The sequence below is a fragment of the Providencia sp. PROV073 genome (assembly GCF_033688125.1).
Taxonomy (GTDB): Bacteria; Pseudomonadota; Gammaproteobacteria; order Enterobacterales; family Enterobacteriaceae; genus Providencia; species Providencia hangzhouensis.
Window position 1 is genome coordinate 3,203,538 of sequence record NZ_CP096353.1, and the last position, 26,901, is coordinate 3,230,438.

The following is a 26,901-nucleotide window of genomic DNA, read 5'->3' on the forward strand; positions in this document are numbered from 1 at the left end:
ATGAGTGATGATTACAGTATCCGCCTATCCAATGTCGAGAAAACATTTGTTGGCTTGGATACTCCAGCCGTTGAAAGCTTAACAATCGATATTCATGGGGGCTCTGTAACAGGCCTTGTCGGCCCTGATGGTGCAGGAAAAACAACTTTAATGCGCATGATTGCAGGGCTATTAAAACCAGATGCAGGGAAAATTAGCGTGATGGGGCTCGACCCTATCGACGACAGCATTGCTATGCGAGCTGGCCTTGGTTATATGCCCCAAAAATTTGGTTTATATGAAGACCTGACCGTACAAGAAAATTTAAATTTGTACGCAGATTTGCGTGGCGTACTCGGCGAAGAGCGCCAAAAAACCTATCAGCAACTGCTTTCTTTCACCAGCCTAGCCCCTTTTACCAATAGGCTAGCCGGTAAATTATCGGGGGGGATGAAGCAAAAACTCGGGTTAGCCTGTACATTATTAGGAAAACCCAAGGTCCTTTTACTCGACGAACCCGGTGTTGGTGTTGACCCCATCGCTCGACGCGAACTATGGCAAATGGTTCATACTCTTGCCGATGATGGAATGCTCATTCTTTGGAGTACTTCCTATTTAGATGAAGCTCAGCAATGTAAAAATGTACTGCTATTAAATAAAGGCAAACAGCTTTATGCAGGCAAGCCCGAGTTATTAACTGAAAAAATGGCGGGACGCTCGTTTTTACTTGATGTACCAGCCACACAAAAACGCACTGTATTACAAAACGCACTCGTATTACCAGAAACCACCGATGGTGTAATCCAAGGCCGCTATATTCGCTTAATTTTGAAGCCTAATGCATCACAGACAAATTTATTAACTGCATTAAATATGGCAGATGGAAAACTCATTGAAGCACAGCCACGTTTTGAAGATGCGTTTATTGACTTATTAGGCGGGGGCCCATCTCATCGTTCGGAATTAGCCGCTATCGTACCGCAAATTCCACCTAATCCTGAAGAAACCGTCATAGAAGCGCGTAATTTAACCAAAAAATTTGGCCAATTTGCGGCAACTGATACCGTAAATTTCCAAGTTAAACGAGGAGAAATTTTTGGTTTATTGGGGCCAAATGGTGCGGGAAAATCGACAACTTTTAAAATGATGTGTGCGTTAATGAAGCCAACAGATGGGCAAGCACTCGTTCTTGGAATGGATTTAAAAACGAGTTCAAACAAAGTCAGGCAGCACCTTGGCTATATGGCACAAAAGTTCTCGCTGTACGGTAACCTAAAAGTGGGGCAAAACCTGAAATTCTTTTCGGGTGTTTATGGTTTACATCATCAACAACAAACCAAAAAAATCCAAGAAATGGTTGAGGCCTTTAATTTCAAACCGATTATCAATCAGGTGACTGAATCCCTCCCTCTGGGGTATAAGCAGCGTTTAGCCCTCGCCTGCTCATTAATGCATGAGCCTGATATCTTATTTTTAGATGAGCCAACCTCAGGTGTTGACCCACTAACTCGTAGAGAATTTTGGTTACATATCAATGGAATGGTTGATAAAGGTGTTACCGTTATGGTCACGACTCACTTTATGGATGAGGCAGAGTATTGTGACCGTATCGGGCTGGTTTACCATGGAAAAATTATTGCGGCAGGAACCCCTGATGAACTGAAACAGCAAGTCGCAAGTGCTGAAAACCCTGACCCATCCATGGAAGATGCATTCATCGAGCTAATCATGAATTATGATAAGCAACAGGAGGCACTATGACTCACACCGCTTCTCATTTTTCATGGCGTAGGCTTAAAGCACTATGCTGGAAAGAAAGTAAACAAATTGTGCGGGATCCTAGCAGCGCTCTTATAGCTGTGCTTATTCCATTGATGTTACTATTTATTTTTGGTTATGGTATCAATTTAGACTCAAGTAAATTACGTGTCGGTATTTTACTTGAGCAACAAAGTTCGCAAGCTCGTGAATTGGTTGATACCTTCACAGGTTCACCATTTATCGATGCGACTATTAGTAGTAACCGCCATTTATTAATCGATAAAATGCAAGCGGGTGAAATTCGCGGCATTATCGTCATTCCTGTAAATTTTTCAGCCCAATTGCTGCAAAAACAAGGTCATGCCGCAATTCAAGTCATTACTGATGGCAGCGAACCGAATACGGCTAACTTTGTGCAAGCTTATACCCAAGGTGTGTGGCAAACGTGGCTGGTGCAGCAAGGGGAAAATAAAGGCTACCCAACAGACCCACTAATTGAACTTAATATGCGCTATTGGTTTAATGAAGCGGCAATTAGTCAGCATTTTATTATTCCAGGGGCAATTAGCATCATTATTACCGTAGTTGGTGCTATTTTGACCTCTTTAGTTATCGCAAGAGAATGGGAACGTGGCACGATGGAAGCATTGCTTTCAACCCAAATCACTAAAACTGAGTTATTGCTTTCAAAATTATTGCCTTACCAAGTGCTTGGTACTTTTGTGATGGTGTTATGCATGTTTGTCACCACATTTGTCTTAGGAGTACCTTATCGCGGCTCTCTATTGGTATTATTTGTCATTACCAGCCTTTATTTGGCAACGGCATTAGGGATGGGGTTATTGATTTCAACAATTACTCGTAACCAATTTAATGCAGCGATGGTTGCTCTGAATGCCGCTTTCTTACCTGCTATCATGTTATCTGGGTTTATTTTTGAAATTGATAGTATGCCAGCCATTATTCAAGCTGTGACTTATTTTATCCCTGCTCGGTACTTTGTCAGCAGCTTACAAACTCTCTTTCTTGCGGGTGATATCTATATTGTTTTATTGATAGATTTCCTGCTACTCATCGCTTCTGCAATACTTTTTATTGGACTGACGGCGCTAAAAACTCGCCGTCGTTTGGATTGAGGTGAATTTATGTTTTATCGCCTATACACCTTAATTATGAAAGAGCTTCAATCATTACTTCAAGAACCACAAACACGGGCTATTTTGATTTTACCCGTGATATTTCAGATGATTTTATTTCCTCTGGCTGCCACTCTTGAGGTCACTAACACCACCATTGCAATTTTTGACCAAGACAGTGGTGAACATTCTATCGAGTTGACTCAACGTCTCGCCAAAGCCAGTGCGTTTTCTCAAGTTTTATTATTGAAGAATGAACATGAAATTCGTGAAACGCTTGATAACCGCAAGGCTCTGCTGGTTGTCCGTTTTGGGCAAAACTTTAGTGCTGATATTGCAAGCCACCATAACGCTAATATGCTGTTACTCCTTGATGGACGTAATTCAAATAGTGCGCAAATTGCAGCAAATTATGTTGCACAAATTGTCACTCAATACCAACATGAGCTAACGCAATCACAGACTTTGCCAAATAACAGTGAATTAATCGTTCGTAATTGGTACAACCCCAATTTAGATTATAAGTGGTTTATTGTGCCTTCATTAGTAGCTTTGATAACTACGATCGGGGTACTGATTGTGACATCTCTTTCTATCGCGAGGGAAAGAGAACAAGGCACCCTGGACCAATTGCTCGTTTCTCCCCTTACCACTTGGCAAATATTTATTGGTAAGGCGGTGCCTGCATTGATAGTAGCGACTGCACAGGCAAGTTTGGTCCTAGTTATTGGGATCTTTTGCTATCAAATTCCTTTTGCTGGCTCCCTACTCCTCTTTTATGCCACCATGTTATTCTATGGGTTGTCCTTGGTGGGGTTTGGTTTACTTATTTCAGCACTGTGTTCAACTCAGCAACAAGCGTTCATTGGGGTATTTGTATTTATGATGCCAGCAGTGCTGCTATCAGGTTATATTTCCCCAGTCGAAAACATGCCAATTTGGCTACAACAAATCACTTGGATTAACCCAATTCGTCATTTCACTGAAATCACCAAACAGATATACCTAAAAAATGCTGATTTTTCAGTTATCTTCCATAGTTTATGGCCATTATTCATCATTGCGATAATCACCAGTTCAGTGGCCTATTACTTATTTAGGAAGAAAATAGCGTGATCAAAAAAAATAATATTACACTTTGAAAATACAATTAAAAGCATTGGAACTATCATTAACGCCTTGAATCACAAACAAGTTAATAATATTCAAATCATATTTTACGATAGTATTACGATAGTATTTAGATCAAAAAACCCTTGTTACCAAAGTAACAAGGGTTTTCAATTTTAACGACTTCTATCCCCTCATTTCACTGAGTAATGAGGAAAGCCACTCAAATTAGCGACGGTCACCAAAGATACGCAGCAACATTAAGAACAGGTTAATGAAGTCTAAATACAGAGATAATGCACCCATAATAGAGTATTTACGCATTGTTTCTCTGTCGTCTTCATCAATTTGTGAACCCATTTCTTTCAGTTTTTGAGTGTCATAAGCAGTTAAAGCAGCAAACAGTAAAACACCACCGTAAGTGATCACCCAATACATCATGGTGCTTTGCAGCCAGATGTTAACCAAAGAAGCGACAACAATACCAATCAGCGCCATAAACAGGAAGTTACCCATACCTGTTAAGCTACGTTTAGTGGTATAGCCGTAGAAACTTAATGCACCAAACATTACCGCAGTAATGACAAATGTGCCCGCAACGGACTCACCAGTATATGCGGCAAGAATAACTGAAATCGTTAAGCCGGTGAGCAATGAATAGAGCATAAACATGCCCGTTGCTGCCATGCCACTAATTTTTTGCAGCAGGAATGAAATGCCCATCACTAAACCAAGTTCAGCAATAATCATTCCAAAAAAGAGAATCTTATTGGTTGCAATGGTGTAGTACAAACCACTGCTTACAGAATACCATGCCACAAAAGCTGTCAGCAGTAGACCGACTGTCATCCAGCCGTATACTTGCGACATAAATGCCTGAACGCCAGTATTGGCACCCTGGACAAGAGAATCATTACGTTGATCAAACTGACCCATGATGGTTACCCTTTCGCTAAAAGAAAAATCGACCCAGTAAAAATACTGCAATCGGAGAAATTAACCAAAGTCTAACACATTCTTTTGACAATACCATTCAGCAAATTCGTATTTTTTAGCGGAAAAAATGCGATTACCAACGGTTTGCAGACGCCTCGTCAGTTTCTTTCGCTTCCACCCAACGTTCATTTTCAGGTAAGGTTTCTTTTTTCCAAAATGGGGCTTTCGTTTTTAAGTAATCCATAATAAATTCAGCCGCTTGAAATGCTGCATTACGATGAGCACTCGTGACCCCAACAAAAACAATTTCTTCACCGGGTTGTAAGGTGCCAATGCGGTGGATCACACTAACTCTCTGCAATGGCCAACGCTCTTTTGCTTCTATGACTATATTCGCTAACGCTTTTTCAGTCATTCCTGGGTAGTGTTCGAGTGTTAATGCCGCAACGCTGTCACCTAAATTATGGTTACGCACTTTCCCCGTAAAAGTCACCACTGCGCCATCACTATCACACTGTGCAAGCCATTGATATTGCTCACCAACACTAAAATTTTCAGTTTGTACTGCAATATGGGTGTTTTCCATATTACCCCCCAGTGACAGGTGGGAAAAATGCCACTTCGTCCCCTTCTGAGAGAGGGTGGTCTAGTGAAACAAATGATTGATTAACAGCGGCAAGTAATTTGCCATCTTCAAGTGCCAACGCCCAACGATCCCCTTTTTGTGAAAGTGCTTGGCGCAAGTCTTCCACTTTTTGGTACGAGTCTGTAAGTTCTAAACGTTCCGTTCCAACTAGCTCACGTACCTGAGCAAAAAATAATACTGTGATCATTATTCCACCTTAAAATGTCCAGATTTGCCGCCTGTTTTCTCTAATAAACGAACAGGGCCAATCACCATATCTTTTTGCACGGCTTTACACATGTCATAAATCGTCAACGCAGCAACGGATGCGGCTGTTAACGCTTCCATTTCTACCCCTGTTTTCCCTGTTAACCGGCAACAAGTTTCAATACGGACGCGGTTATGTTCAGGTTCCGCTTTCAAGGTCACTTCAACTTTGGTTAACAACAATGGGTGGCATAATGGGATAAGCTGCCAAGTGTTTTTTGCCGCTTGAATACCCGCAATGCGTGCCGTGGCGAACACATCCCCTTTATGATGGCTACCATCGACAATCATCGTTAAGGTTGCTGGGTTCATGGTGACATAAGCTTCTGCGCGAGCTTCACGGACAGTTTCAGCTTTGGCTGAAACATCAACCATATGCGCCTCGCCCGACGCATTGAGGTGAGTCAGTTGGGACATATTTTCTCCTGAAATAAAAAAGAGTTAACCGCCGATTACGGATAAATTTGGTGTAATTCCGCTATCGCCCATATGCAGAAAATGGGTTTCTCGTTTATGGTGTAAGCCCCGTTGAATACGCGCTTTTAACGCTTCGTTTTGGTCATCTGCGCCCAATAAATCACGAAGTGGAATACCATTTTCACCAAATAAACATAAATGGAGATTTCCTAGTGAGGAAACGCGTAAGCGGTTACAACTTTGGCAAAAATCTTTTTCGTAAGGCATGATAAGCCCAATTTCGCCTTGGTAATCTGGATGACTAAAGACTTGAGCTGGCCCATCACTACGAGAACGAGGAAGCATATACCAGCCTTCTTCGATTAAACGTTCGCGAATAGTTTCGCCTGAAATATGAAAGCGTTGGAAGATATCACTTCCATCACCGGTTTCCATGAGTTCAATAAAACGTAATTGAATTGGTCGGTGCTTGATCCAATTTAGGAATGACTTCAACGCAATATCATTGACATTTTTCATGAGCACTGCATTGACTTTTACTTTTTCGAAGCCTGCTTCAAAGGCGGCATCAATGCCTTTCATCACCTGAAAGAATTTATCTTGCCCTGTGATGGCCGCAAATTGGCGTGGATCTAAGCTGTCAACGCTCACATTGATGGCGTTCAACCCTGCGGCTTTCCATTCATGCACATCTCGCGCCATACGGTAGCCGTTGGTTGTTACGGCTATTTTTTTGATTGATTCATTTTCATTGATGGCAGCAATAATATCACTGAAATCTTTGCGCATAGTCGGCTCACCGCCCGTAATACGCACTTTTTCTGTGCCTAATTCTGCAAATGCCGTACTGATACGACGAATTTCATCTAATGTTAAGAATTCATGGCGACCGCTTGGCTTGTAGCCATCGGGTAGGCAGTATGTGCAACGAAAGTTGCAAACATCTGTTATAGAAAGCCGAAGATAATAAAATTTCCGGTCAAATTGATCGACAAGTTGCTGCATAATCACACCTTTCCAAGTACGGGAGATGCAGACATTTCTATCTTGCACCCTGGTGGCTCTAGGCCACGGCCAGTGCATCATATTCAGTCGTTCAAACTTAGACGCAAAGGCTAGGAGTTTTATCTGGAACCGAGTCACTGATTTTAAACTGTAAAATGCGTCACTCTGTTCACTTAATTTATGTAAGGATTCTAGCCGATAGAAATTGAAAAAGCGAATTGCAATTCGATATATATCATTATATACAACGACTTACAAAAGACATAGTTGAATCACCGAAGCTATTATTATCAATGACAATTTTCCATTTTGAGTGGTTTCAAACCGTATAATTTCATACTAATTGATTAACATCTCTAACTATTTAATTAAACATTTATTGATATAGATCTAAAATGGGGAGCAAGCTCCCCATCTGATTGTTTACGTTATAAATATCAGCACTTAACGCTTATCAAAACCGATATTTCAAATTGAATAATTGGCATATCAATTAAAAATAAATAGTGAAGCACAGAATTCATTAATCAAAACGCTAAATAATTTGCGTTGTTAGTTGTGATTAGGCGACAGATGAGGATACCTTGGAAGTACACACCAATACAGAATCGTCTCTTTTATTGTTTTTTGTCACGGTACTTAAGCCAAGAATGATGTTTTATGGTAGATTAACGCCCAATTTATTTTAGTCGCCATAAAACGGGCATTAGCGTAAAAAACGTATTTCGTAACTCGCTGGTTTACTTGCTTTTATAAGTACTGAAAATTAACTGATATAGGAACACTATGCCGAATTGTAGTCTGGCGGATCTCAAACATGTTGTCGCTTTAGGTGGCGGCCATGGGCTTGGTCGCGTGATGTCTTCACTTTCTTCTTTAGGTTCTCGTTTAACGGGTATTGTCACCACAACCGATAATGGGGGCTCGACTGGTCGTATTCGTCGCTCTGAAGGTGGGATAGCTTGGGGAGACATGCGTAACTGTTTAAATCAGCTAATTACTGAGCCGTCCATTGCTTCAGCGATGTTTGAATACCGTTTTAGCGGAAATGGTGAGCTTTCAGGCCATAATTTAGGTAATTTAATGTTAAAATCATTAGATCACTTAAGTGTGCGACCACTAGAAGCCATAAATCTTATCCGTAATATGCTAAAAGTCGATGCGCAGTTGATCCCGATGTCGGAATCTCCTGTTGATTTAATGGCTGTCGATGAAATGGGTAATGAAGTGTACGGTGAGGTGAATGTTGATGCCTTACATGAAATCCCACAAGAGTTACGTTTGTATCCAACAGTCAAGGCAACTAAAGAAGCCTTGCAGGCTATCCACCAAGCAGACTTAATTATTATCGGCCCTGGCAGTTTTTTTACTAGTTTAATGCCATTATTACTTTTGGATGAAATTGCGGCTGCACTACGCGAATGTAAAGCCCCGATGATTTATATTGGCAATTTAGCGAAAGAAATTAGCTCCCCTGCTGCAAACCTGTCTTTACCTGACAAACTAAAAATGATGGAACAGTATATTGGCTGCCAAAAAATTGATGCGTTAATCCTTGGCCCACGCACACAAACCAATAATATCAGCCCTGACCGCAAAATAATCCAACGGGTACTCGAAGCTGACGATATTCCATATCGCCATGATAGAAAGCTGTTACTACAAGCCATCGAAGAAACCATCAACTTGCTATAATTTTTCCTATTCCGCTGCTGAATACCCGCAGCGGAAAACCTTCCCTAAAATTAGCCCTTTGTTTCCCGTATTTCCACAAAATCTATTTTCAAAATACTTTGCGTTGTGGGTAGGCGGCAAGTGAAGGCAGCTCGGGGAGCATACATAAATATGTGACCCGAGTGACTGAACGAAGCCAACCCCCCCACAACGCGAAGTATGAAGGAAATTAGGAATTAGCGATAAACTGGGAGCGTATCTCCTGCAATTCGTCTCTGACTCGCGCAGCCGCTTCAAATTCAAGATCTTGAGCATGCTTATACATTTGCGCTTCAAGTTGCGAAATCCGTTGCTCCAACTCTTTTGTTGACATTGATTGAATATCAACCGAATTATTATTTTTGGTATTGTCTTTCGTGCGGCTTTTTCCTTTGCCACCCACTTTGTGGCCAATTTGCAGGATATCACCGATTTTCTTATTCAACCCTTGTGGAACGATGCCATGTTCTTCGTTGAACGCCATTTGTTTAGCACGGCGACGCTCTGTTTCTGCAATCGCTTTTTGCATGGAGTTGGTGATCCTGTCTCCATAGAGGATTGCCTTACCATTTAAGTTACGAGCCGCACGCCCTATGGTTTGAATAAGCGAACGTTCCGAACGCAAGAAACCTTCTTTGTCCGCGTCTAAAATAGCCACCAGAGATACCTCTGGCATATCCAAGCCTTCTCTTAATAAGTTGATCCCAACCAGCACATCAAACTCACCAAGCCGCAAGTCGCGAATAATTTCCACGCGCTCGACTGTATCGATATCTGAGTGAAGATAACGAACTCGCTCCCCGTGTTCTTCGAGATATTCCGTTAAATCCTCGGCCATACGTTTAGTTAATGTGGTGACTAACACACGTTCATTTTTCTGCACACGTATACGAATTTCAGACAGTAAATCATCTACTTGGGTAGAAACTGGGCGAACTTCAATTATCGGGTCAAGTAGGCCTGTAGGCCTAACAACTTGCTCAATCACCTCATTGCCTGATTTATCAAGCTCATAGTTACCCGGTGTTGCTGAAACATAAATAGTTTGCGGCGCTAAAGCTTCGAATTCTTCAAAACGCATTGGCCGGTTATCTAATGCAGAAGGAAGACGAAAACCATATTCAACTAAGGTCTCTTTTCTTGAGCGGTCCCCTTTGTACATCGCGCCTATTTGTGGGATGGTAACGTGAGACTCATCAACCACTAGCAAGCCATCTGCAGGCAAGTAATCGAATAATGTCGGAGGTGGTTCACCGGGCGCACGACCCGATAAGTAGCGCGAATAGTTTTCAATACCTGAACAATAACCGAGCTCATTCATCATTTCTAAGTCGAATTGTGTTCGTTGGGTAATACGCTGTTCTTCAAGTAGTTTATTGTTTTCCAGTAATACTTTTCGCCTATCCGCTAATTCAACCTTAATTTGTTCCATTGCTTCAAGGATACGTTCTCTCGGTGTGACATAGTGCGTTTTTGGATAAACGGTAAAGCGAGGAACACGATGTTGTATTTGACCTGTCAATGGGTCAAATAATGATAACCGTTCAACTTCGTCATCAAATAGCTCAACGCGTAAGGCATATTCGTCTGATTCCGCTGGGAAAATATCGATAACTTCGCCGCGAACACGGAAAGTCCCTCGCGTGAAGGCTTGGTCATTACGCGTATATTGTAAGTCCGCTAAACGCCTTAAAATTGAGCGCTGGTCGATGATCATGCCATCCGTTAGGTGCAACATCATTTTTAAATAGCTGTCAGGGTCACCCAAACCATAAATAGCTGACACAGAAGCCACCACAATTACATCGCGGCGTTCGAGTAAGGCCTTAGTCGCAGATAGACGCATTTGCTCAATATGTTCGTTTACAGAGGCGTCTTTTTCAATGAAAGTATCTGAGCTTGGGACGTAAGCTTCAGGCTGATAATAGTCATAGTAAGAAACGAAATATTCCACAGCGTTATCTGGGAAGAAGGCTTTCATTTCACTATAAAGCTGTGCCGCTAAGGTTTTATTATGCGCCATTAGCATGGTGGGCCGGTTCTCTTGCGCAATGACGTTGGCAATAGTGAACGTTTTACCGGACCCCGTTACGCCTAATAGAGTTTGATGAGCAAGTCCATCTTGTAGCCCTTCCCTTAATTTATGGATAGCTTCGGGTTGGTCCCCTCCCGGCTGAAAATCAGAATACAGCTTAAAATCCTTACTCATATTAACGCCCCTTAACAAGTTTCTTCCAATATAATACTGGATAAAAAACCAGCTTCAAGTATTGAAGCTAAATTTTCTGTTAATCTCCGCTCTGATATGTTTATAAAAATGTTATCCCCAAAAAAGTACTTGACCTTTTTGAAACTTTATATTTTATGCTATTGCATTTTTATGCCATACCTCAAATACAAATTGAAGGCTTGATTTTATTTAACCATTTGTATTTATTATAGATTAATTTAAAGTCCAGAATCACATCAAATAAACCCAAAGCCGCTTGTCACCTAGCGTAGAACTTGTTTTATAACGTTAATACACAAGGTTATCCACAGAAATGGTGGATAACTCTTGAAGCCCTTAGAGCTCATGGATTCACAGGATCTCTAAGATTTGCTCAATGGAGGCAAAATGACAAAAAGATGGCAGTTTAATGAAAAAATTTTTAAGTAGTAACTGCTATGAAAAACAGATTTTATATTTTTTATTAAGATCTGAGTGGTATTTTTACTGAAATACTTGACAGTATTTTAGTTGAGAACGTTAAAAAAGATCGGCTCCCTATTTAACAATTGATCAGCCCCAAGCATTGAGTATGGCTTGGGGAAAAGTATTGATATTTTTATATAATCAAATAGTTAATAAAGAAAGATCCAAATAGCTTCCTAATTTACCGTTGAGTGTTTTTTGGTGTGGGATCACCCCTAAACAAGGTGCTTTGATCATTCGGTTAAGTGTTGACAAATATTGCTCTTGGAAAATACCTGCGGGTTCAACTTCATTGGCAACCCAGCCGGCTACGGGTAAACCTGCAGCTTCGATAGATTCCATGGTTAACAATGCATGGTTTATACAGCCTAACTTAACACCAACAACTAAAATAACGGGGAGTTGCTGTTCAATCACCCAATCTGCATAAGTTTTTTCTACAGATAACGGGGTATACCATCCACCAGCCCCCTCGACTAATAACCAATCCGCTTGGGACTTCAAATAAGCCAACCCTTTATTTATCACTGAAAATTCAATGGGTTGATTTAATTTCTCACTGATAATGTGCGGTGAAGTTGGCGCTTCAAATACAATAGGATTAATCGCCTCATAGGGTAATTTTACTCGGCTATTGGCTTGTAATAACAACGCATCGCTATTACGTAGGCCATCCGCCGTGAGCTCACTCCCAGATGCGACAGGCTTATAGCCCACCGTATTCAAACCTTGATAACCCGCAGCTTGCAATAAAGCACAACTTACAACGGTTTTCCCTACTTCTGTATCCGTTCCTGTTACAAAATACATTTTAGTCACGGTAAATCGCTCCAAACACCGTATGATAAGTTAGAGGTAAGCCTTGCTCTGTCATTGGATAGAGCAAAGCAAGTTGCTGCAAATGCTGGCGGGTCATTAACCCTGCTTTACGCCCAGCAGTCAAATGTGTCGCCCCAATGCCTTTCAATGAATGAAGCAACGCTATTAATTCAGGAAAATAGACGGTATCCTTCTGAAAAATAAGTTTATGTCTCCATGACTGACAACTATTTTGTATCTGCTGAACACTGAGAAAGGAATTCACATGTGAATAGCCGTCAAGTGAATGCCAAGCTGAAGACAATTCTGCGAGAGAATGCTCTGCAAGTGTGGTGAACACCACAACTCCCCCCGGTTTTGTCACTCGATATAATTCACTTAATGCTTTGCTGAGATCTTGGCACCATTGGACCGATAAATTGGAAAAAACCACATCAAAGGTTTGTGAATCTAACGGAATGGATTCTATGTCAGCACATAAATAATGATCAGCCACAGCTTTCGTTTGCGCCATTTCGAGCATACCAGCAGAAAGATCTAAAGCCGTGATGTGATATCCTTGATTTTTCAGTTTATGGCTAAAATACCCCGTACCGCACCCTGCATCTAAAATATGTAATGGTACTGTGAGTTCTGAACTGTTTAAGACTGAAGTCAGTTGACCAAGCAGTTGTGTTCCTGTTGATCGTTGATAACTTGCCACTGAGTCATAACTTTTAGCCGCACGGCCAAATGCCGCTGCAATTTTATGCTTTTCACGACTGAGCGATAAAGTCATGTAAAGCCTCCAATAATTGATCGATATCTTGACGTTGATGCGCAGCGCTTAATGTGACTCGTAACCTAGCACTCCCAGGCGGAACCGTTGGCGGCCTGATCGCTTGCACCCAAATATTTTTTTTGCGTAAGAAATTGGCTAACTGTTGGCTAGCTTGGTTTTCCCCGATAATTAATGGTTGAATAGCCGTCATTGAATTAGCCAGCTGCATGCCATTAAAATCAGCATTATTTCTAAAATACGCAATATGTTGGTTAAGGTCTTCTCGTGCTTGATCTGCGAGCTGAATTTGCTCAACTGCCGCTAGAAGCGCGACAGCCTGAGCCGGAGGCATTGAAGTGCTATAAATTAAATGGCGTGCGGATTGGACAAAAAATTCAGCCGTTGACTCATCACACAATACCGCTGCGCCGCTTAAACCAAACGCTTTACCAAATGTCACGACTAAAATTTCAGGTTTAACCCCATTCGCGAAGCAACTACCACGGCCTTGTTCTCCGATAACACCAATACCGTGTGCATCATCAACCATCAGCCAAGCATGCTGATTTCTAGCGATTTCCTGCAATTGTTGAAGTGGAGCACTATCGCCATCCATACTAAAAACGCCTTCTGTGACGACAAGCGTTTTTCCCGAAACCGGTTTTTGGATTAAGTTATCAAGCGATAGAGGGTTATTATGCTTAAAGCGCCTCAATTGAGCCCCTGAATGAATCGAGGCCTCCATTATTGATGCATGGCTAAGTTTATCCGCTAAAATACGATCATTTGCCGACATTAATGCCGTGATCACCGCATGGTTCGCGGCAAAACCTGAAATAAACAATAGGGCTTTTGAGTAGCCGAGCCAATCAGCGAGAACTTGCTCTAATTTATCATGTGCTTTGGTGAACCCTGTAATATGGCCCGATCCACCACTCCCCACACCATATTCATCAGCCCCACGTTGCCACGCGGCAACCACTTGAGGATGATGGGCTAATCCCAAGTAATCATTGGATGAGAAATTAAGAAATTCTTTTCCAGCCAGAAAAAGCGAACGACCATTGGCACTATCAATACACTGCCGTTGACGCCAGATAGAAGCCTGCTTACGCTGCTCTATCTGGTTTTGTATAAATGATTGCCAAGTCATTATACTGCTGCGTTATAAAATTGAGGGTTATCGGCGGTTAACAACGTTTCGGCTAACTTAGCGGCTTGATGGTTATCCCCTTCGTCAGTTTCAATTCGCTCAGGGTTAATATCCAGTTTTCTAAATAGTGCTAAATCTTTGTTTTCATCAGGATTTGGCGTCGTTAATAATTTACACCCATAGAATACTGAGTTCGCACCGGCCATAAAACATAATGCCTGAGTTTGCTCATTCATGTATTCACGGCCTGCCGACAGCCTAACGTATGACGTTGGCATCATGATACGTGCAACGGCAATAGTACGAATAAAATCAAACGCATCGACATCTTCGTTATCTGCCATCGGGGTTCCTTCAACCTTCATCAACATGTTGATCGGCACACTTTCTGGCGGTTTAGGTAAATTTGCCAATTGCACCAATAAGGCCGCTCGGTCACTGACTTTTTCGCCTAAGCCTAAAATCCCACCAGAGCAGACTTTGATCCCTGCGTCTCGGACATTTTCGAGTGTATTTAAGCGGTCTTGATAACTGCGAGTCGTAATAATATTGCCATAGTATTCAGGAGAGGTATCAAGGTTATGATTATAATAATCTAACCCGGCTTCTGCTAAGCGTTGAGCTTGAGAATTATCAATCATCCCTAAAGTCATACAGGTTTCCATCCCTAATGACTTCACTTCTTTTACCATCATTTCAAGATAAGGCATATCGCGTTCTTTCGGATTCCGCCATGCCGCCCCCATACAAAAACGAGTTGAACCTGCTTGCTTAGCTTTTTTTGCAGACTCCAGAACTTGCTGAACTTCCATTAGTTTTTCAGTTTCTAGTCCTGTTTTATAGCGCGCGCTTTGCGCACAATACTTACAATCTTCTGGGCAAGCCCCAGTTTTAATCGATAGCAAAGTACTGACTTGCACTTGCTGGGGGTCGAAATGTTGGCGATGAATTTGCTGTGCCTGAAATAATAATTCAAAAAAAGGCATTGAAAACAGTTCATTAGCTCGTTTTATTGTCCACTGTTTTAATTGGCTCACGGAAACTCTCCAGTTGAAAAAGTTGTTGCCAGTTTAAATATTGCGATTATCATGTCAACTAAAATGATCTAAAAAAGTTGACGATGATAACGAATGGATAACGCAGATATTCAGTTTGATGCCAAACATATTTGGCACCCTTATACCTCGATGAGCCAGCCAATTCCGGCTTATCCGATTGTTGAAGCCCATGGCGCCGAGCTAATCATGGCCGATGGGAAAAAATTAATTGATGGTATGTCTTCATGGTGGGCAACCATTCATGGTTACAATCATCCTGTATTAAACCAAGCGGTAACAACGCAATTAGCGAAAATGTCCCATGTGATGTTTGGCGGGATTACGCACCCACCCGCAGTGAATCTATGTAAACAGTTGGTTGCTATCACACCAGAGCCGCTGGAATGTGTGTTTCTCGCTGACTCAGGCTCCGTGGCAGTTGAAGTTGCTCTGAAAATGGCATTGCAATATTGGCAAGCAAAAGGGGAAAAGCGTCAGCGCATCCTGACATTACGCCATGGATATCATGGTGATACTTTCGGTGCGATGGCCGTTTGTGACCCAGATAATTCAATGCATGGCCTGTATAAGGGGTATTTACCTCCGCATATTTTTGTGGAAGCCCCTCAATGCGGTTTTTACGACGAATGGGACAGCGCCGATTTGCATCCTCTTGAAGTTCAACTTGCCGAAAATAGCGATAAAATTGCGGCGATCATCCTTGAACCGATCGTTCAAGGGGCTGGTGGAATGCGTATATATCACCCTGAATATTTAAAGGGAGTCCGCCATTTGTGTGATCAATATGGTCTACTGTTGATCGCTGATGAAATTGCGACTGGTTTTGGTCGTACAGGTAAATTGTTTGCTTGCCATCATGCTGATATATCACCCGATATTATGTGTTTGGGTAAAGCACTAACTGGGGGCTATATGACACTTTCTGCCACACTCACAACTCGCCATGTGGCAGAAACCATTAGCAATGGTGAAGCAGGTTGCTTTATGCATGGACCAACCTTTATGGGTAACCCTCTTGCCTGTGCGGTGGCGGATGCCAGCCTGAGTTTGTTACTCAATAGTCCTTGGCAGAAAATAATTGCCACTATCGAACAACAACTTAAGGCTGAACTGATGCCCTTAATATCCCACCCTAGTGTTGCAGATGTACGTGTTCTTGGTGCAATTGGCGTGATTGAAATGAAGCAGCCAGTCAATACAGCCGCTTTACAAAAAGTATTCGTGGAAAATGGTGTTTGGGTTCGCCCATTCGGCAAACTTATTTATGTTATGCCACCGTATATCATCACCCCCGAGCAACTCAGTAAAGTAACAAATGCAATGGCAAAAGTGTTGGGATAGCACAATAAATTCAATGGTAATCGAAGTGATTTTTTCTGGATTTTTAATTAGAAAATCTTCTAAATAATTCGAGTTATAGCAAGGCGGCAATCGAGGATATCTTGGGGAGCATACATCAGTATGTGACCCAAGTAGCCGAGTGAAGCCAACACCGCTATAGCTCGAAATATGACGGAGATTAAAGGATGACTGAAATGACCCACATTGGACCTTTCCCGACCATATACCTTCCTATTTGTGTCAATTTCCCTGTAATCGGGTCAATTTCAGAAACTGAAATATGGTCTGATTTTTGCCCACTCGAAATTAAAAAGCGCCCTGTTGCATCGATATTAAAGCCCCTTGGGTGCGTCTCTGTTGGGTAACGTGCTTCTAATGTTAGCTCGCAACCGTCATCAGAAACCAGATAGTGGCTGAGGTAACTTTCAGAACGTTCACTAACATACAAATGACGGCCATCTGGCGTAATGTGGATATCTGCAGCCCAGCGCTGACTTTCGTTACCTAATGGGTAATTTGCCAAAGTTTGCATGTTACGATAGCGAGTAAATTTACGATACACGCCTACCGTTGAGTCTAACTCATTCACACAATAAATGACTTTTTCAGTAGGATGGAAAGCCAGATGACGGGGGCCGGATTTCGCAGCTGTGGTAATTTGATCTGCGGTTGCTTCGGTTAAATAACCATTTTCATGTAAATCGAATAAACGGATATGGTCTTCGCCTAAACAAGGAACCCAAAGCTGTTGGTTATCAACATCAACATGGGAAGAATGTGGATTACGCAAGCCTTCAATCACTTGAACAACGCGATCTGGGACGCCTTCTTCATTAATGGTTAACACTGACAAGTTATGTTGATGATATGAAGGAACAAATAGATATTTGCCATTATTATCAAGGGATAAATGAACCGGTGTACCTGGAATTGATGTCTCCGCTTTTAAACGTAGTAACCCTTTCTCTTCAATTTCATAGGTTACGACACGGAAATTCGGGCGCACACCAATATAAAGGTGTTTTTTATCATGGCTTAATACCATAGGTTGCACTTGACCCGGTGTTTTTACCGTTTGCAGAAGAGTAAGCTCCCCAACCTCATTCATCGACCACACGTGAATTTGCTGACTCTCGGGGCTCGCAATATAAACAACCTGATTCATCCTGACTCCTTAATTCATGATAAAAATACAAAACCGCATCTATAATCCACTATATTGGCTTCACTATACTTTATATTATGCAAATTACACTGGGTAAATAGCACTGACGCGGCTGTTACATATCGTACCAAGAACAAATAATAATGATACTAAAACGGTTCAGTTAACGTTATGATGATAAAACATATCAAGTTGACTATTTTTATAGCAATAATTTCTCGTTATTCGTTAAATTCATCATCTCCCTATCTCTACCCCTTTAGTAAGATAGGTAACAACTAAATCACGTGGAGCCGTTTATGTCATACCGCGTTATTGCGCTCGATCTTGATGGAACACTGCTTGATCACCAAAAGAAAATTCTGCCTGAATCTTTAGCAGCCTTACAAGAAGCACGCCGCCAAGGCGTCAAAGTGATCATTGTCACAGGCCGCCATCATGTTGCGATTCATCCGTTTTATCAAACTTTAGATCTCGATACTCCAGCCATTTGTTGTAATGGAACCTACCTATACGACTATTTAGGCAAAAAAGTTCTAAAATCAGATCCTATGACCCTCGATTCTGTCACACAAATGATAGACAAACTGCGTGGAACAGATATTCAGCATTTAATGTATGTTGATAATGCAATGCTCTATAACGCACAAACAGAAGGCATTAAACGTACATTGAATTGGGCCGAATCCTTACCTGTTGCACAGCGCCCAACCATTGAATTTGTTGAAGATTACGCTGATGTGATGCATAACTATGATTCTATTTGGAAATTTGCTGTTAGCTCGCCAAATACGGAGCAACTTCATCGAGTCGTTAGCGAAATTGAAAATGATTTTGGTTTGGACTGTGAATGGTCTTGGATGGATCAGGTTGATGTCGGCCGCAAAGGCAATAGCAAAGGCCAACGCTTAAAAGAGTGGGTCGAATCCCAAGGGATGACGATGAATGATGTTGTGGCTTTCGGTGACAATTTTAATGACTTAAGTATGCTGACAACCGCAGGTTTAGGTGTCGCAATGGGCAATGCCGTTGATGAAATCAAGCAACAAGCCAAGCTAGTCACTCGCATCAACACGGAGCCGGGTATTGCTGAAGTTATCCGTAAATACGTTCTCTAACGGGGTTATGAAATAACAAGAAAACTTAGTTCAATTCAGGTTACTGACACTCTCCATACTTTTCGGTTAAAGATTGTCAGTAACCGGAAAAAACTCTACATAATTGATGAATCAATACAACTTATTGGGTAAGTAATTCGATTAACGCTTGCTCTAATACAGGTAAGGCCGCGCCATAAATTCGTGAGTTTCGGCTCATCTGACTCATTGAGAGTTCCGGTAATGATTGGCCAAAAAAACGATTTTGCTGTTGGAAGCTCTCACAAAACGCAGCCCAAATTTGCGGGTTTTTCACAAAAGGCCCCGACACAATTAAACGTGAAGGGAAAAATACACGACAAATATTTGATGCTGCATTTGCCATATGAGAAACAGCTTGCTGCATCGTTGCATTATTAACTAGATCATGAGTAGCCAAAATTTCTGCCACATTTTCTTCATCATCATGGGCTTTAAATTTACCAGCAAGCACATCTGGACCAATTGCCCATAATGCAGTAACCGTTTCTAAGCACCCAACTTGCCCACACTGACACGGCTTATTTTGCCCTGGGATATGCCAATGCCCTATTTCACCAAAAGCATGTCCACCTATATTGATGTAATTATCTGCGGTACTAAAGGCAACCCCGACACCGTACCCCCAATGCAGTAATAACGTACTTTTGCGACGCTCAAGTACATGTAGCATTAACTCGTCGTCCAAAGTTCTTGATAAAACAACACGATACTCAGGGGGAAATAAACTTTTGATATCTAAATTATTCATTCTAGGCCAACGAGATGCATGTATCCAATGATAAGTTTTGCGATCAAATAACCCCCCTAAAGAGAAGACACACCCCGAAACTTCCGCTGTTCTCGGTATTTTTTGCAGAATATTTTTGTGAAGTTGGCTAATTTTGCTGGCTAATGCTTGGCTATCACACTCAGGTGATGCTTCAAGCTGCTCATGCGCAATGACATTAGAAACTAAATTGATAGCAAAAACATGTAATGACAAACTAATGACTTGGAAAACTAATGTTACTAAACGATTAGGATTCACTACCAGTATCATTGATGGCCGACCTCGCCCTGAATGTTGGCTGATTGTTTCGGTCAATAAACGGTTATCTAAAAGCTCAGTAACATGTTCTGATACGGTAGTTGAGCGGATATTCAGAAATTTTACTGCTTCACGACGTGTCGTGATTTGGCCATTTAAAATGGCAAAAAAAATACGTTCCTTATCATTTGTAATAGACTGAGTGATCGGTAAATGTGATAAAAAGCCAGTCGTTGTTTTTAATATCATAATAATTCGATATAAAGCCGTTTAATCTAGGTCCCTGCACCATTCATCAAATAGGAATAGGCAACCTACCTACAGCTTACCCCTTCTCAAGTCAGAAAAATGGTAAATAACTATCGATAAAGTATGCCTCAAGGGTCTATCGTCAATCAATCCTTATTAATAAAAGAAAAAAGCCAGAACGCGGTAAGGCAGCCTGGCTTTTGCTGGTTAAAACAATACGCTAAAGTAATTAATATGTATATTCACGCACAACTTCACGATTGATAGTGCTCTTTACAATATTTAGTTGATCATCCCAGGTAATTGCTGATACTGGAGGGGTTATTCCACACCTCATCAATGCGGGCTGTAAATAATGGCGTGGATTAGTGGTCGCCATCATAATAGCTTCATCAAAGCTTGCTATCTTATTGTTCACTATATTACGTACCGCTTGGTCTAATGTCAGGCTAGACCCCGCTAAATTAGCTTCCCCGGGAACCCGCACGGTGCCATCATCAGTACGTTCAATTGACATCGCTGCAAATTGGTAATTCCCTGCTTTATTACAACCTGCAGCGCTGACAGCGTCTGTCACTAAAATTGACCTAGCGACCGTCTTAGTTCGTAATAAATTTTTTAATGCGGGAAATGGAATATGTATTCCATCAGCAATAAAACTGGCACCAATAGCATCGCAACTTAATTGAGCTTGAAGCGTATTTTCCAATTTATGTAAATATTGAGGAATACCATTTCCTAAGTGTGTACTCATGCAAACACCCTCTTTGGCCGCTTCCTCCATTTGGCTAAAATTGATATTAGAGTGCCCTACCGCCACACACTTCCCCATGGCAACTAACTGTTTTACAAATTGAAATTGCCGGTCAAACTCTGGAGCATAAGTCACTAGCAGTATCGGCTTGCTAACCTTTCTTTCTAAACTAGCAACCAAATTAATATCTGGTTTAATAATATCGCAGGGAGGATGACATCCCGCATACCCCACTTCTGGATTAATAAATGGCCCCTCCAAATGGTAACCAGGAACCATAAGTTTACCAAGATGGCTTTTCGATACGGCCTTATCTAATGCCCGAAAACGCTCTATAAGAGAAGACTCCGATGCTGTAATTAACGTTGGTAAACAAAATGTTACTCCTGTTTTTAACATTTTATCTAGTGCATAATCTAATGCTTCTGCAGTAATATTTTCATCATTAAAATCAATACCTGCAAAACCATTTACCTGAATATCAAATAGTCCACTGGTTACCTTCATCGTTTGATCCCTCAATACTTTTCCTTAATAGCGCCCTGTTAACAAGGAAGCAGAATCTTTATCCAAGAATATTCGGCAATCTTGATGTTGTTGAATAATTGACGCAGGAACTTGGTTGGTTATTTCACCTTCTATTGTATTTTTTACTGCAATAGATTTACGTAAGTCAGGTACGCTAAGTATTAAAGTTTTTGAACTTAAAATATGCGAAATACTCATAGAAATAGCTTGCTTAGGTACTTCATTCAAATGGGCAAACCACTTTTCGCCCAATTGCTGTTTTCTACATGCTTCATCAAGGTTAACCACAAGATAAGGCGAGCTCACGTTAAAGTCTGCAGGTGGGTCATTAAACGCTAAATGAGCATTTTCTCCTATTCCTGCAAAACAGACATCAATGTCATACTGGCGAATAATATGATTTAGCCTCTGAATTTCTTTTTCTATATTCTCAGCAGAACCATTTACCCCAATAAATTGCTTCAGTGATGGCAATTTATTGACAAGTCGTTCTTGTAAGTAACGGCGAAAACTAGCCGGATGTCCTTCATTCAGGCCAATATACTCGTCTAAATGAAAAATAGTAATACGAGACCAATCAATATCTTCATTAATTAAATTTTCCAGCATTTCAAATTGGCTAGCTCCTGTTGCGACGATAATGGCGACATCTGCTTTTTTACTAAGCGCCTGTTTAATCGCAAGTGCTCCCGCTTGGCTGGCCTTTTTACCTAACATTTGTTTATCTTCAGAAACAATAATATCCATATGAACCTCATACTAAATAAGTAAAAATTTAATCTGTATCTTATTGGTGTTGTTTTAATTTTCTGGCCATTTGCACGGCGATTAATGTCAGCACACAGCAGAAAATCAAGTAGTAAACAACATAAGTCGGTTTTCCATCTCCAACAGAAACTAAAGCAGCTGCAATAACTGGGGTTGAGCCTGCAAAAATAACACTGTTTAGTTCACGAGAAAGTGCAATACCTGAATAACGATATTGTGTTGGGAATAGATTAGCTAAGAATGCGCCTTGAGCTCCTGATGTCGCGCCATGGCCAATACCATAAGCAATACACATACCCAGTGTTGCCAGTACTAAACTACCACTGCCAAGGAACCAAAATAATGGGAACGCAAAAGCCCCTAAGAAAATAGCGCCGAATGAGAAGATTGTAGTTGTGCCATATTTATCAGTTAATTTCCCCATAACAGGCGTCATGACTGTATTAACAAGTACAGCGACCATTAATGCCATCAATCCATCAGATTTTTCCATTCCTAACGTATTAGTGAGGTAGCTAATACTGAATACACTAAGTACATAACCATTTGCTTGATGCCCCGCCAAACTAAAAAAACCACAGAGTAAATTTTTTCGACTATGAATAAATAATTCTTTAATCGGAATTTTTTGCTCTTTTTTATCTTTCTCTGCTTTTTCGACTGATTTAACATATTCAGGGGTTTCATCCAATTGCTTGCGAATATAAATAGCGACAATAAATAAAACGATAGATAGCAAGAAAGGAACACGCCAACCCCAGCTCATAAAGGCATCATCAGGGAGTTGTGATACAGCAAAAAAAGCGGCAGTCGACAATAGAATGGCGATCCCTGTAGATGCATTAATTAACGAGGTATAAAACCCCCGCTGCTTCATAGGGACATATTCCGCAACAAAAGTTTGGGCACCTGCTAGCTCAGCGCCTGAACCAAAACCTTGCATTAATCTGATTACAACTAATGCAATCGTGGCCCAAAATGCCAATGTGGTAATAAGTCGGAAGTAATCCAAGAGCGAGTGTTGCGATCCCCATTAAAACAATGGCAAAAATAAGAGCTGGTTTGCGCCCGTATCTATCTCCTATATGAGCTATTATTACCCCCCCTAAAGGACGTGAAATAAAGCCTACAGCAAAGGTAAGAAACGCTGCTAATGTTGCAATTGTGGGTGATAGATTCGGAAAGTAAAGTTTATTGATCACTAGCCCTGCTGCTGCACCATACAATGAATAGTCGTACCACTCTATGACCGTTCCTGACACGCTAGCCATCATCACTTTTCTAATCGTTTTTTTATCTGCAGCTGGCTTATCAGCTGCAGTATCGGTAGCTAATTGTTCTGAAATAGTGTCACTCATACTGCCCCCTACATTTATTTTAGGAATACATTATTTGAGGTATGTTTTGTTCAAACAAAACGGACAAAAAGCGCGCACTATTGAAATTAGCACTATTAAACTGAATTTAGAACATGATCGTTCTTAAATTATTTAGAAATGAGATCGAAATCATATTTCAATGAGAAAACATATACTTTTATTTAAAATAATTTATTTTAATTTTATTTTAATTTTTTATTAAAAACACAAACAAACAATTAACATTATAAGCAAAATCAAATATATACAACAAAGAAGACATTGTAACCATTAAAATAACCCCTGCTCAATTAAAAATATATTTATAATATAAAAGATATTTGATTATAAATAATCTCTCTATAACCGCCAATCAATTTAAAAACAGATTTGTTTTTTAATTATTAATTTGCCATATTGAGATGTCTTTACTCTACATTGATTGCTTCTATTATAAGGACCGAGTTATGCCACATACCCCTCACTTAAATAATCAAACTTTCCAGCCCGTTCAAGAAGTTAAACCATTGCTCATTCCCCGTATCGTTCACCTTGGTTGTGGTGCATTTCATCGAGCTCATCAAGCTCTTTACACTCACTTATTATTTGAACAATTTCTCTCTAATTGGGGATATTGTGAAATTAATTTGATGTCCGATAGCGGAGCTGTGTTAATTAATCAATTAAATAAATATAACGGCCATTACACTTTACTTGAAAAAGACGAAGAAAAATCGACCGTTAGAACGATTAAGGTGATAAAAGAAGCAATGCATCCACGCATTGATGGCATAGATGCTGTGGTAGAAAAGATGGCTTCCCCTGATACAGCAATTATTTCATTAACGGTCACAGAAAAAGGCTATTGCCTTTCTCCTGCAACAGACCTGTTGAATTTGTCACACCCCAACATACAACATGACATCGCACACCCAACAAAACCACGATCGGTTTTAGGTTATATCGTCGCGTCACTTCGTTTACGTTTTCAACGACAACAACCCCCTATTACCATTCTTTCTTGTGATAATATTCGTAAAAACGGTGAGGCCGCACGGCGTGCTATTGTTGGTTTAGCCGCTCAACAAGATAAACAACTAGCGCAATGGATTGATCAACACATTTCATTCCCAAGTACAATGGTTGATCGAATTGTCCCAGCCATGACTCAAGAATCATATGCAGAAATTAAACAATTAATTGGCAGAGATGACCCATGTGCCATCATTTGTGAATCATTTCGCCAGTGGGTTATTGAAGATAATTTTGTGAATGGTAGACCAGACTGGCAGCATGTCGGTGCTCAATTTGTGCCTGATGTCACACCCTATGAAATGATGAAATTACGTATGCTAAACGGAAGCCACTCTTTTCTTGCTTATCTAGGTTACTTAGGTGGCTATGAATTTATTTCCGATGCTATGCAAAACTCTGATTACAGTAGAGCGGCGTACAGCTTAATAATAAACGAACAAGCACCTACACTTTTCATCCCTGACAATACAACCCTATTACAATATACACAAACTTTAATAAAGCGTTTTTCTAACAAGACAATCAAACATAAAACTGCACAAATTGCGGCTGATGGGAGCCAAAAATTACCTCAACGCTTACTAGACTCAATAATGTGGCATCAAAAGCACGGCTCAGACTATACATTTCTCGCTCTCGGAGTTGCTGCCTGGATGAAATATGTCAGTGGACAAGATGAGCAAGGTAATGCAATAGATATTAAGGATCCTTTACAACATAAATTTGCTGAAATCTATCACCTATGTGGGGTTGGTTTGGAAGCTGTTGATAGGCTTTTAGCGATTAACGCTATCTTTCCACTTGAGTTTTCTCAAAATCAAGATATCGTCAAAAATGTAAAAACAGCCTATCAGCAGCTAATCTCTGTTGGCGCTCGTGAAACAGTTAAGCACTATCTACAGCAAACAGTAAAGTAGAGATTAACTTTATTTATACATAAAAATTAATCTATGAAAGGAGATATCGTATTTTATACGTAAGCTGCGATATCTCTTATTGATTACTTTTTGGATAGAAGAGAAAAATATGTCCTTGCTATAAATGGCGGGAAAGTGACACCGACTTCACTTGCGCATAAACTTTACGCCCTTTGCGAATAGAAAGCTCATCCCTTGCCCAGCGAGTGATCCGTGCCCATAAATAATGTTCTTCGCCTAAATCTAGCTTCACATCTACTTGCTCGCCATCTTCAATCCATTCAACCACTTCTGCGGCTAAAATATTACGAATACTGCTCACTTGTGGTTTTTCGAGTACCAAAGAAACATCTGCAGCGTCAATACATATCCGCACATCAACACCTTGTTGGGCTTCAACTCGAGGGATCCACAGTTTTTGGCTACCAACAATCACCGCTGTCATCTCATAATCAGGGTGTTGGCTATGCACCGTTGCACTTACCACACTGCTTAACGTTTCTTGCTGTAACCAAGGGCGCAAAGCACTGCTTGCCCAAACATCTTCCAAAGCGCCAAAAGCTTTAACTTTTCCTTGCGCCATGACAATCACTTTGTCAGCCAGACGCAAAATTTCATCCAAACTATGGCTAACATATAAAATGGGAATTTTAACGTCTTGAGAAAGTTTCTCTAAATACGGCAGCAATTCACGCTTTCGAGGTAAATCCAAAGAGGCTAACGGCTCATCCATTAGGAGAATTTCAGGGGCTGTAAGTAATGCGCGGCCAATGGCGACTCGTTGTTTTTCACCACCAGAAAGGGTTATCGGATAGCGATTGAGTAATTTTTCAATCCCTAACAATTCAACAATATCATCGAAGCGGTCTTTCATTACGGGTGACATGCCATAACGCAAATTGCTTTTCACCCGATAATGGGGAAATAGCCGTGCATCTTGAAATACATAACCGATATAGCGTTGTTCAGGTGGTAAGCAAATACCTTTTTCCATATCCACCAATGTGCGACCATTTAATACAACGCGCCCTGTATTAGGTTTAGTTAACCCACCTATCACATTGATAAGCGAGGTTTTACCTGCGCCTGAAAGCCCAAAAACGGCAGTAATACTTTCCGTTGGCAATTGCGTTGTGACTTCAAGCTGCAAGTCCCCTAGTTTTTGAGAAAAGTCGAGTTCTAACAT

24 protein-coding genes and 1 riboswitch are annotated in these 26,901 nt (G+C 40.9%); of the genes, 7 read left to right on the forward strand and 17 right to left on the reverse strand.

Annotated features, from left to right (window positions below):
* The 3 genes from M1F17_RS14585 to M1F17_RS14595 are packed head-to-tail and all read left to right on the forward strand — an operon-like array spanning position 1 to position 3,992.
* Positions 1–1,740 (forward strand): ATP-binding cassette domain-containing protein, encoded by a 1,740-nt coding sequence (locus M1F17_RS14585; RefSeq protein ID WP_004256654.1) that lies wholly within the window; start codon positions 1–3, stop codon positions 1,738–1,740.
* Positions 1,737–2,876, forward strand: a complete 1,140-nt coding sequence (locus M1F17_RS14590) for an ABC transporter permease (RefSeq protein WP_094962426.1) — start codon at positions 1,737–1,739, stop codon at positions 2,874–2,876. Before M1F17_RS14585 ends, M1F17_RS14590 begins: the two co-directional genes overlap by 4 nt.
* A 9-nt stretch (positions 2,877–2,885) precedes the next feature.
* Positions 2,886–3,992: an ABC transporter permease gene (locus tag M1F17_RS14595; protein ID WP_094962425.1), complete on the forward strand. Its 1,107-nt coding sequence runs from the start codon at positions 2,886–2,888 to the stop codon at positions 3,990–3,992.
* Between the two features lie 222 nt (positions 3,993–4,214).
* On the opposite strand, the gene M1F17_RS14600 is transcribed toward M1F17_RS14595, so the two are convergent.
* From M1F17_RS14600 to moaA, 5 genes are all read right to left on the reverse strand, one after another.
* Positions 4,215–4,922, reverse strand: a complete 708-nt coding sequence (locus M1F17_RS14600; protein WP_004256664.1) for a Bax inhibitor-1/YccA family protein — start codon at positions 4,920–4,922, stop codon at positions 4,215–4,217.
* 133 nt (positions 4,923–5,055) lie between these two features.
* Entirely contained in the window at positions 5,056–5,508 is a 453-nt protein-coding gene (gene moaE / locus M1F17_RS14605; RefSeq protein WP_004256668.1) for a molybdopterin synthase catalytic subunit MoaE, read from the reverse strand.
* A gap of 1 nt (position 5,509) precedes the next feature.
* Positions 5,510–5,755: a molybdopterin synthase sulfur carrier subunit gene (gene moaD, locus M1F17_RS14610; protein WP_004256672.1), complete on the reverse strand. Its 246-nt coding sequence runs from the start codon at positions 5,753–5,755 to the stop codon at positions 5,510–5,512.
* Positions 5,755–6,231, reverse strand: a complete 477-nt coding sequence (gene moaC / locus M1F17_RS14615) for a cyclic pyranopterin monophosphate synthase MoaC (RefSeq protein WP_094962424.1) — start codon at positions 6,229–6,231, stop codon at positions 5,755–5,757. The genes moaD and moaC overlap by 1 nt, the downstream gene beginning before the upstream one ends.
* A gap of 24 nt (positions 6,232–6,255) precedes the next feature.
* Entirely contained in the window at positions 6,256–7,236 is a 981-nt protein-coding gene (gene moaA / locus M1F17_RS14620; protein ID WP_094962423.1) for a GTP 3',8-cyclase MoaA, read from the reverse strand.
* Positions 7,226–7,365: riboswitch (molybdenum cofactor riboswitch) on the reverse strand. Its footprint overlaps the gene before it by 11 nt.
* A gap of 657 nt (positions 7,366–8,022) precedes the next feature.
* Here moaA and M1F17_RS14625 point away from each other — a divergent pair.
* Positions 8,023–8,931, forward strand: a complete 909-nt coding sequence (locus M1F17_RS14625; protein ID WP_094962422.1) for a gluconeogenesis factor YvcK family protein — start codon at positions 8,023–8,025, stop codon at positions 8,929–8,931.
* A 208-nt stretch (positions 8,932–9,139) separates the two neighbouring features.
* On the opposite strand, the gene uvrB is transcribed toward M1F17_RS14625, so the two are convergent.
* From uvrB to bioB, 5 genes are all read right to left on the reverse strand, one after another.
* Entirely contained in the window at positions 9,140–11,158 is a 2,019-nt protein-coding gene (uvrB, locus tag M1F17_RS14630; protein ID WP_004256681.1) for an excinuclease ABC subunit UvrB, read from the reverse strand.
* A 627-nt stretch (positions 11,159–11,785) separates the two neighbouring features.
* On the reverse strand, positions 11,786–12,463 hold the full coding sequence (gene bioD, locus M1F17_RS14635; RefSeq protein WP_004256682.1) for a dethiobiotin synthase: 678 nt from the start codon (positions 12,461–12,463) through the stop codon (positions 11,786–11,788).
* The gene (gene bioC / locus M1F17_RS14640; RefSeq protein ID WP_094962421.1) at positions 12,456–13,241 is read right to left on the reverse strand and encodes a malonyl-ACP O-methyltransferase BioC; all 786 of its coding nucleotides are present in this window, start codon (positions 13,239–13,241) and stop codon (positions 12,456–12,458) included. Before bioC ends, bioD begins: the two co-directional genes overlap by 8 nt.
* Positions 13,219–14,376: an 8-amino-7-oxononanoate synthase gene (gene bioF, locus M1F17_RS14645; RefSeq protein ID WP_206277443.1), complete on the reverse strand. Its 1,158-nt coding sequence runs from the start codon at positions 14,374–14,376 to the stop codon at positions 13,219–13,221. The genes bioC and bioF overlap by 23 nt, the downstream gene beginning before the upstream one ends.
* Entirely contained in the window at positions 14,376–15,413 is a 1,038-nt protein-coding gene (gene bioB, locus M1F17_RS14650; RefSeq protein ID WP_136135076.1) for a biotin synthase BioB, read from the reverse strand. The genes bioF and bioB overlap by 1 nt, the downstream gene beginning before the upstream one ends.
* Before the next feature lie 93 nt (positions 15,414–15,506).
* On the opposite strand from bioB, the gene bioA reads away from it, so the two are divergent.
* On the forward strand, positions 15,507–16,775 hold the full coding sequence (bioA, locus tag M1F17_RS14655; protein ID WP_094962418.1) for an adenosylmethionine--8-amino-7-oxononanoate transaminase: 1,269 nt from the start codon (positions 15,507–15,509) through the stop codon (positions 16,773–16,775).
* Between the two features lie 178 nt (positions 16,776–16,953).
* Here bioA and pgl read toward each other — a convergent pair whose 3' ends face one another.
* On the reverse strand, positions 16,954–17,940 hold the full coding sequence (gene pgl / locus M1F17_RS14660) for a 6-phosphogluconolactonase (protein WP_094962417.1): 987 nt from the start codon (positions 17,938–17,940) through the stop codon (positions 16,954–16,956).
* A gap of 299 nt (positions 17,941–18,239) precedes the next feature.
* On the opposite strand from pgl, the gene M1F17_RS14665 reads away from it, so the two are divergent.
* Positions 18,240–19,058, forward strand: a complete 819-nt coding sequence (locus M1F17_RS14665; protein WP_004256692.1) for a pyridoxal phosphatase — start codon at positions 18,240–18,242, stop codon at positions 19,056–19,058.
* A gap of 121 nt (positions 19,059–19,179) precedes the next feature.
* Here the strand turns inward: M1F17_RS14665 and M1F17_RS14670 are convergent, their stop codons facing one another.
* From M1F17_RS14670 to M1F17_RS14690, 5 genes are all read right to left on the reverse strand, one after another.
* On the reverse strand, positions 19,180–20,355 hold the full coding sequence (locus M1F17_RS14670) for an ROK family protein (protein ID WP_094962416.1): 1,176 nt from the start codon (positions 20,353–20,355) through the stop codon (positions 19,180–19,182).
* Positions 20,356–20,584: 229 nt separating this feature from the next.
* Positions 20,585–21,616 (reverse strand): N-acetylglucosamine-6-phosphate deacetylase, encoded by a 1,032-nt coding sequence (locus M1F17_RS14675; RefSeq protein WP_004256698.1) that lies wholly within the window; start codon positions 21,614–21,616, stop codon positions 20,585–20,587.
* 24 nt (positions 21,617–21,640) lie between these two features.
* Positions 21,641–22,384 (reverse strand): glucosamine-6-phosphate deaminase, encoded by a 744-nt coding sequence (locus M1F17_RS14680; RefSeq protein ID WP_004256714.1) that lies wholly within the window; start codon positions 22,382–22,384, stop codon positions 21,641–21,643.
* A 40-nt stretch (positions 22,385–22,424) separates the two neighbouring features.
* Complete coding sequence (locus M1F17_RS14685; RefSeq protein ID WP_318837044.1) at positions 22,425–23,348, reverse strand: MFS transporter; 924 nt, start codon at positions 23,346–23,348, stop codon at positions 22,425–22,427.
* Positions 23,323–23,763 (reverse strand): MFS transporter, encoded by a 441-nt coding sequence (locus tag M1F17_RS14690; protein ID WP_318837045.1) that lies wholly within the window; start codon positions 23,761–23,763, stop codon positions 23,323–23,325. The genes M1F17_RS14685 and M1F17_RS14690 overlap by 26 nt, the downstream gene beginning before the upstream one ends.
* Positions 23,764–24,230: 467 nt before the next feature.
* On the opposite strand from M1F17_RS14690, the gene M1F17_RS14695 reads away from it, so the two are divergent.
* Positions 24,231–25,715, forward strand: coding sequence for a mannitol dehydrogenase family protein (locus M1F17_RS14695; protein ID WP_094962415.1), 1,485 nt, complete (start codon positions 24,231–24,233; stop codon positions 25,713–25,715).
* A 118-nt stretch (positions 25,716–25,833) separates the two neighbouring features.
* On the opposite strand, the gene modC is transcribed toward M1F17_RS14695, so the two are convergent.
* Entirely contained in the window at positions 25,834–26,901 is a 1,068-nt protein-coding gene (modC, locus tag M1F17_RS14700; protein ID WP_318837046.1) for a molybdenum ABC transporter ATP-binding protein ModC, read from the reverse strand.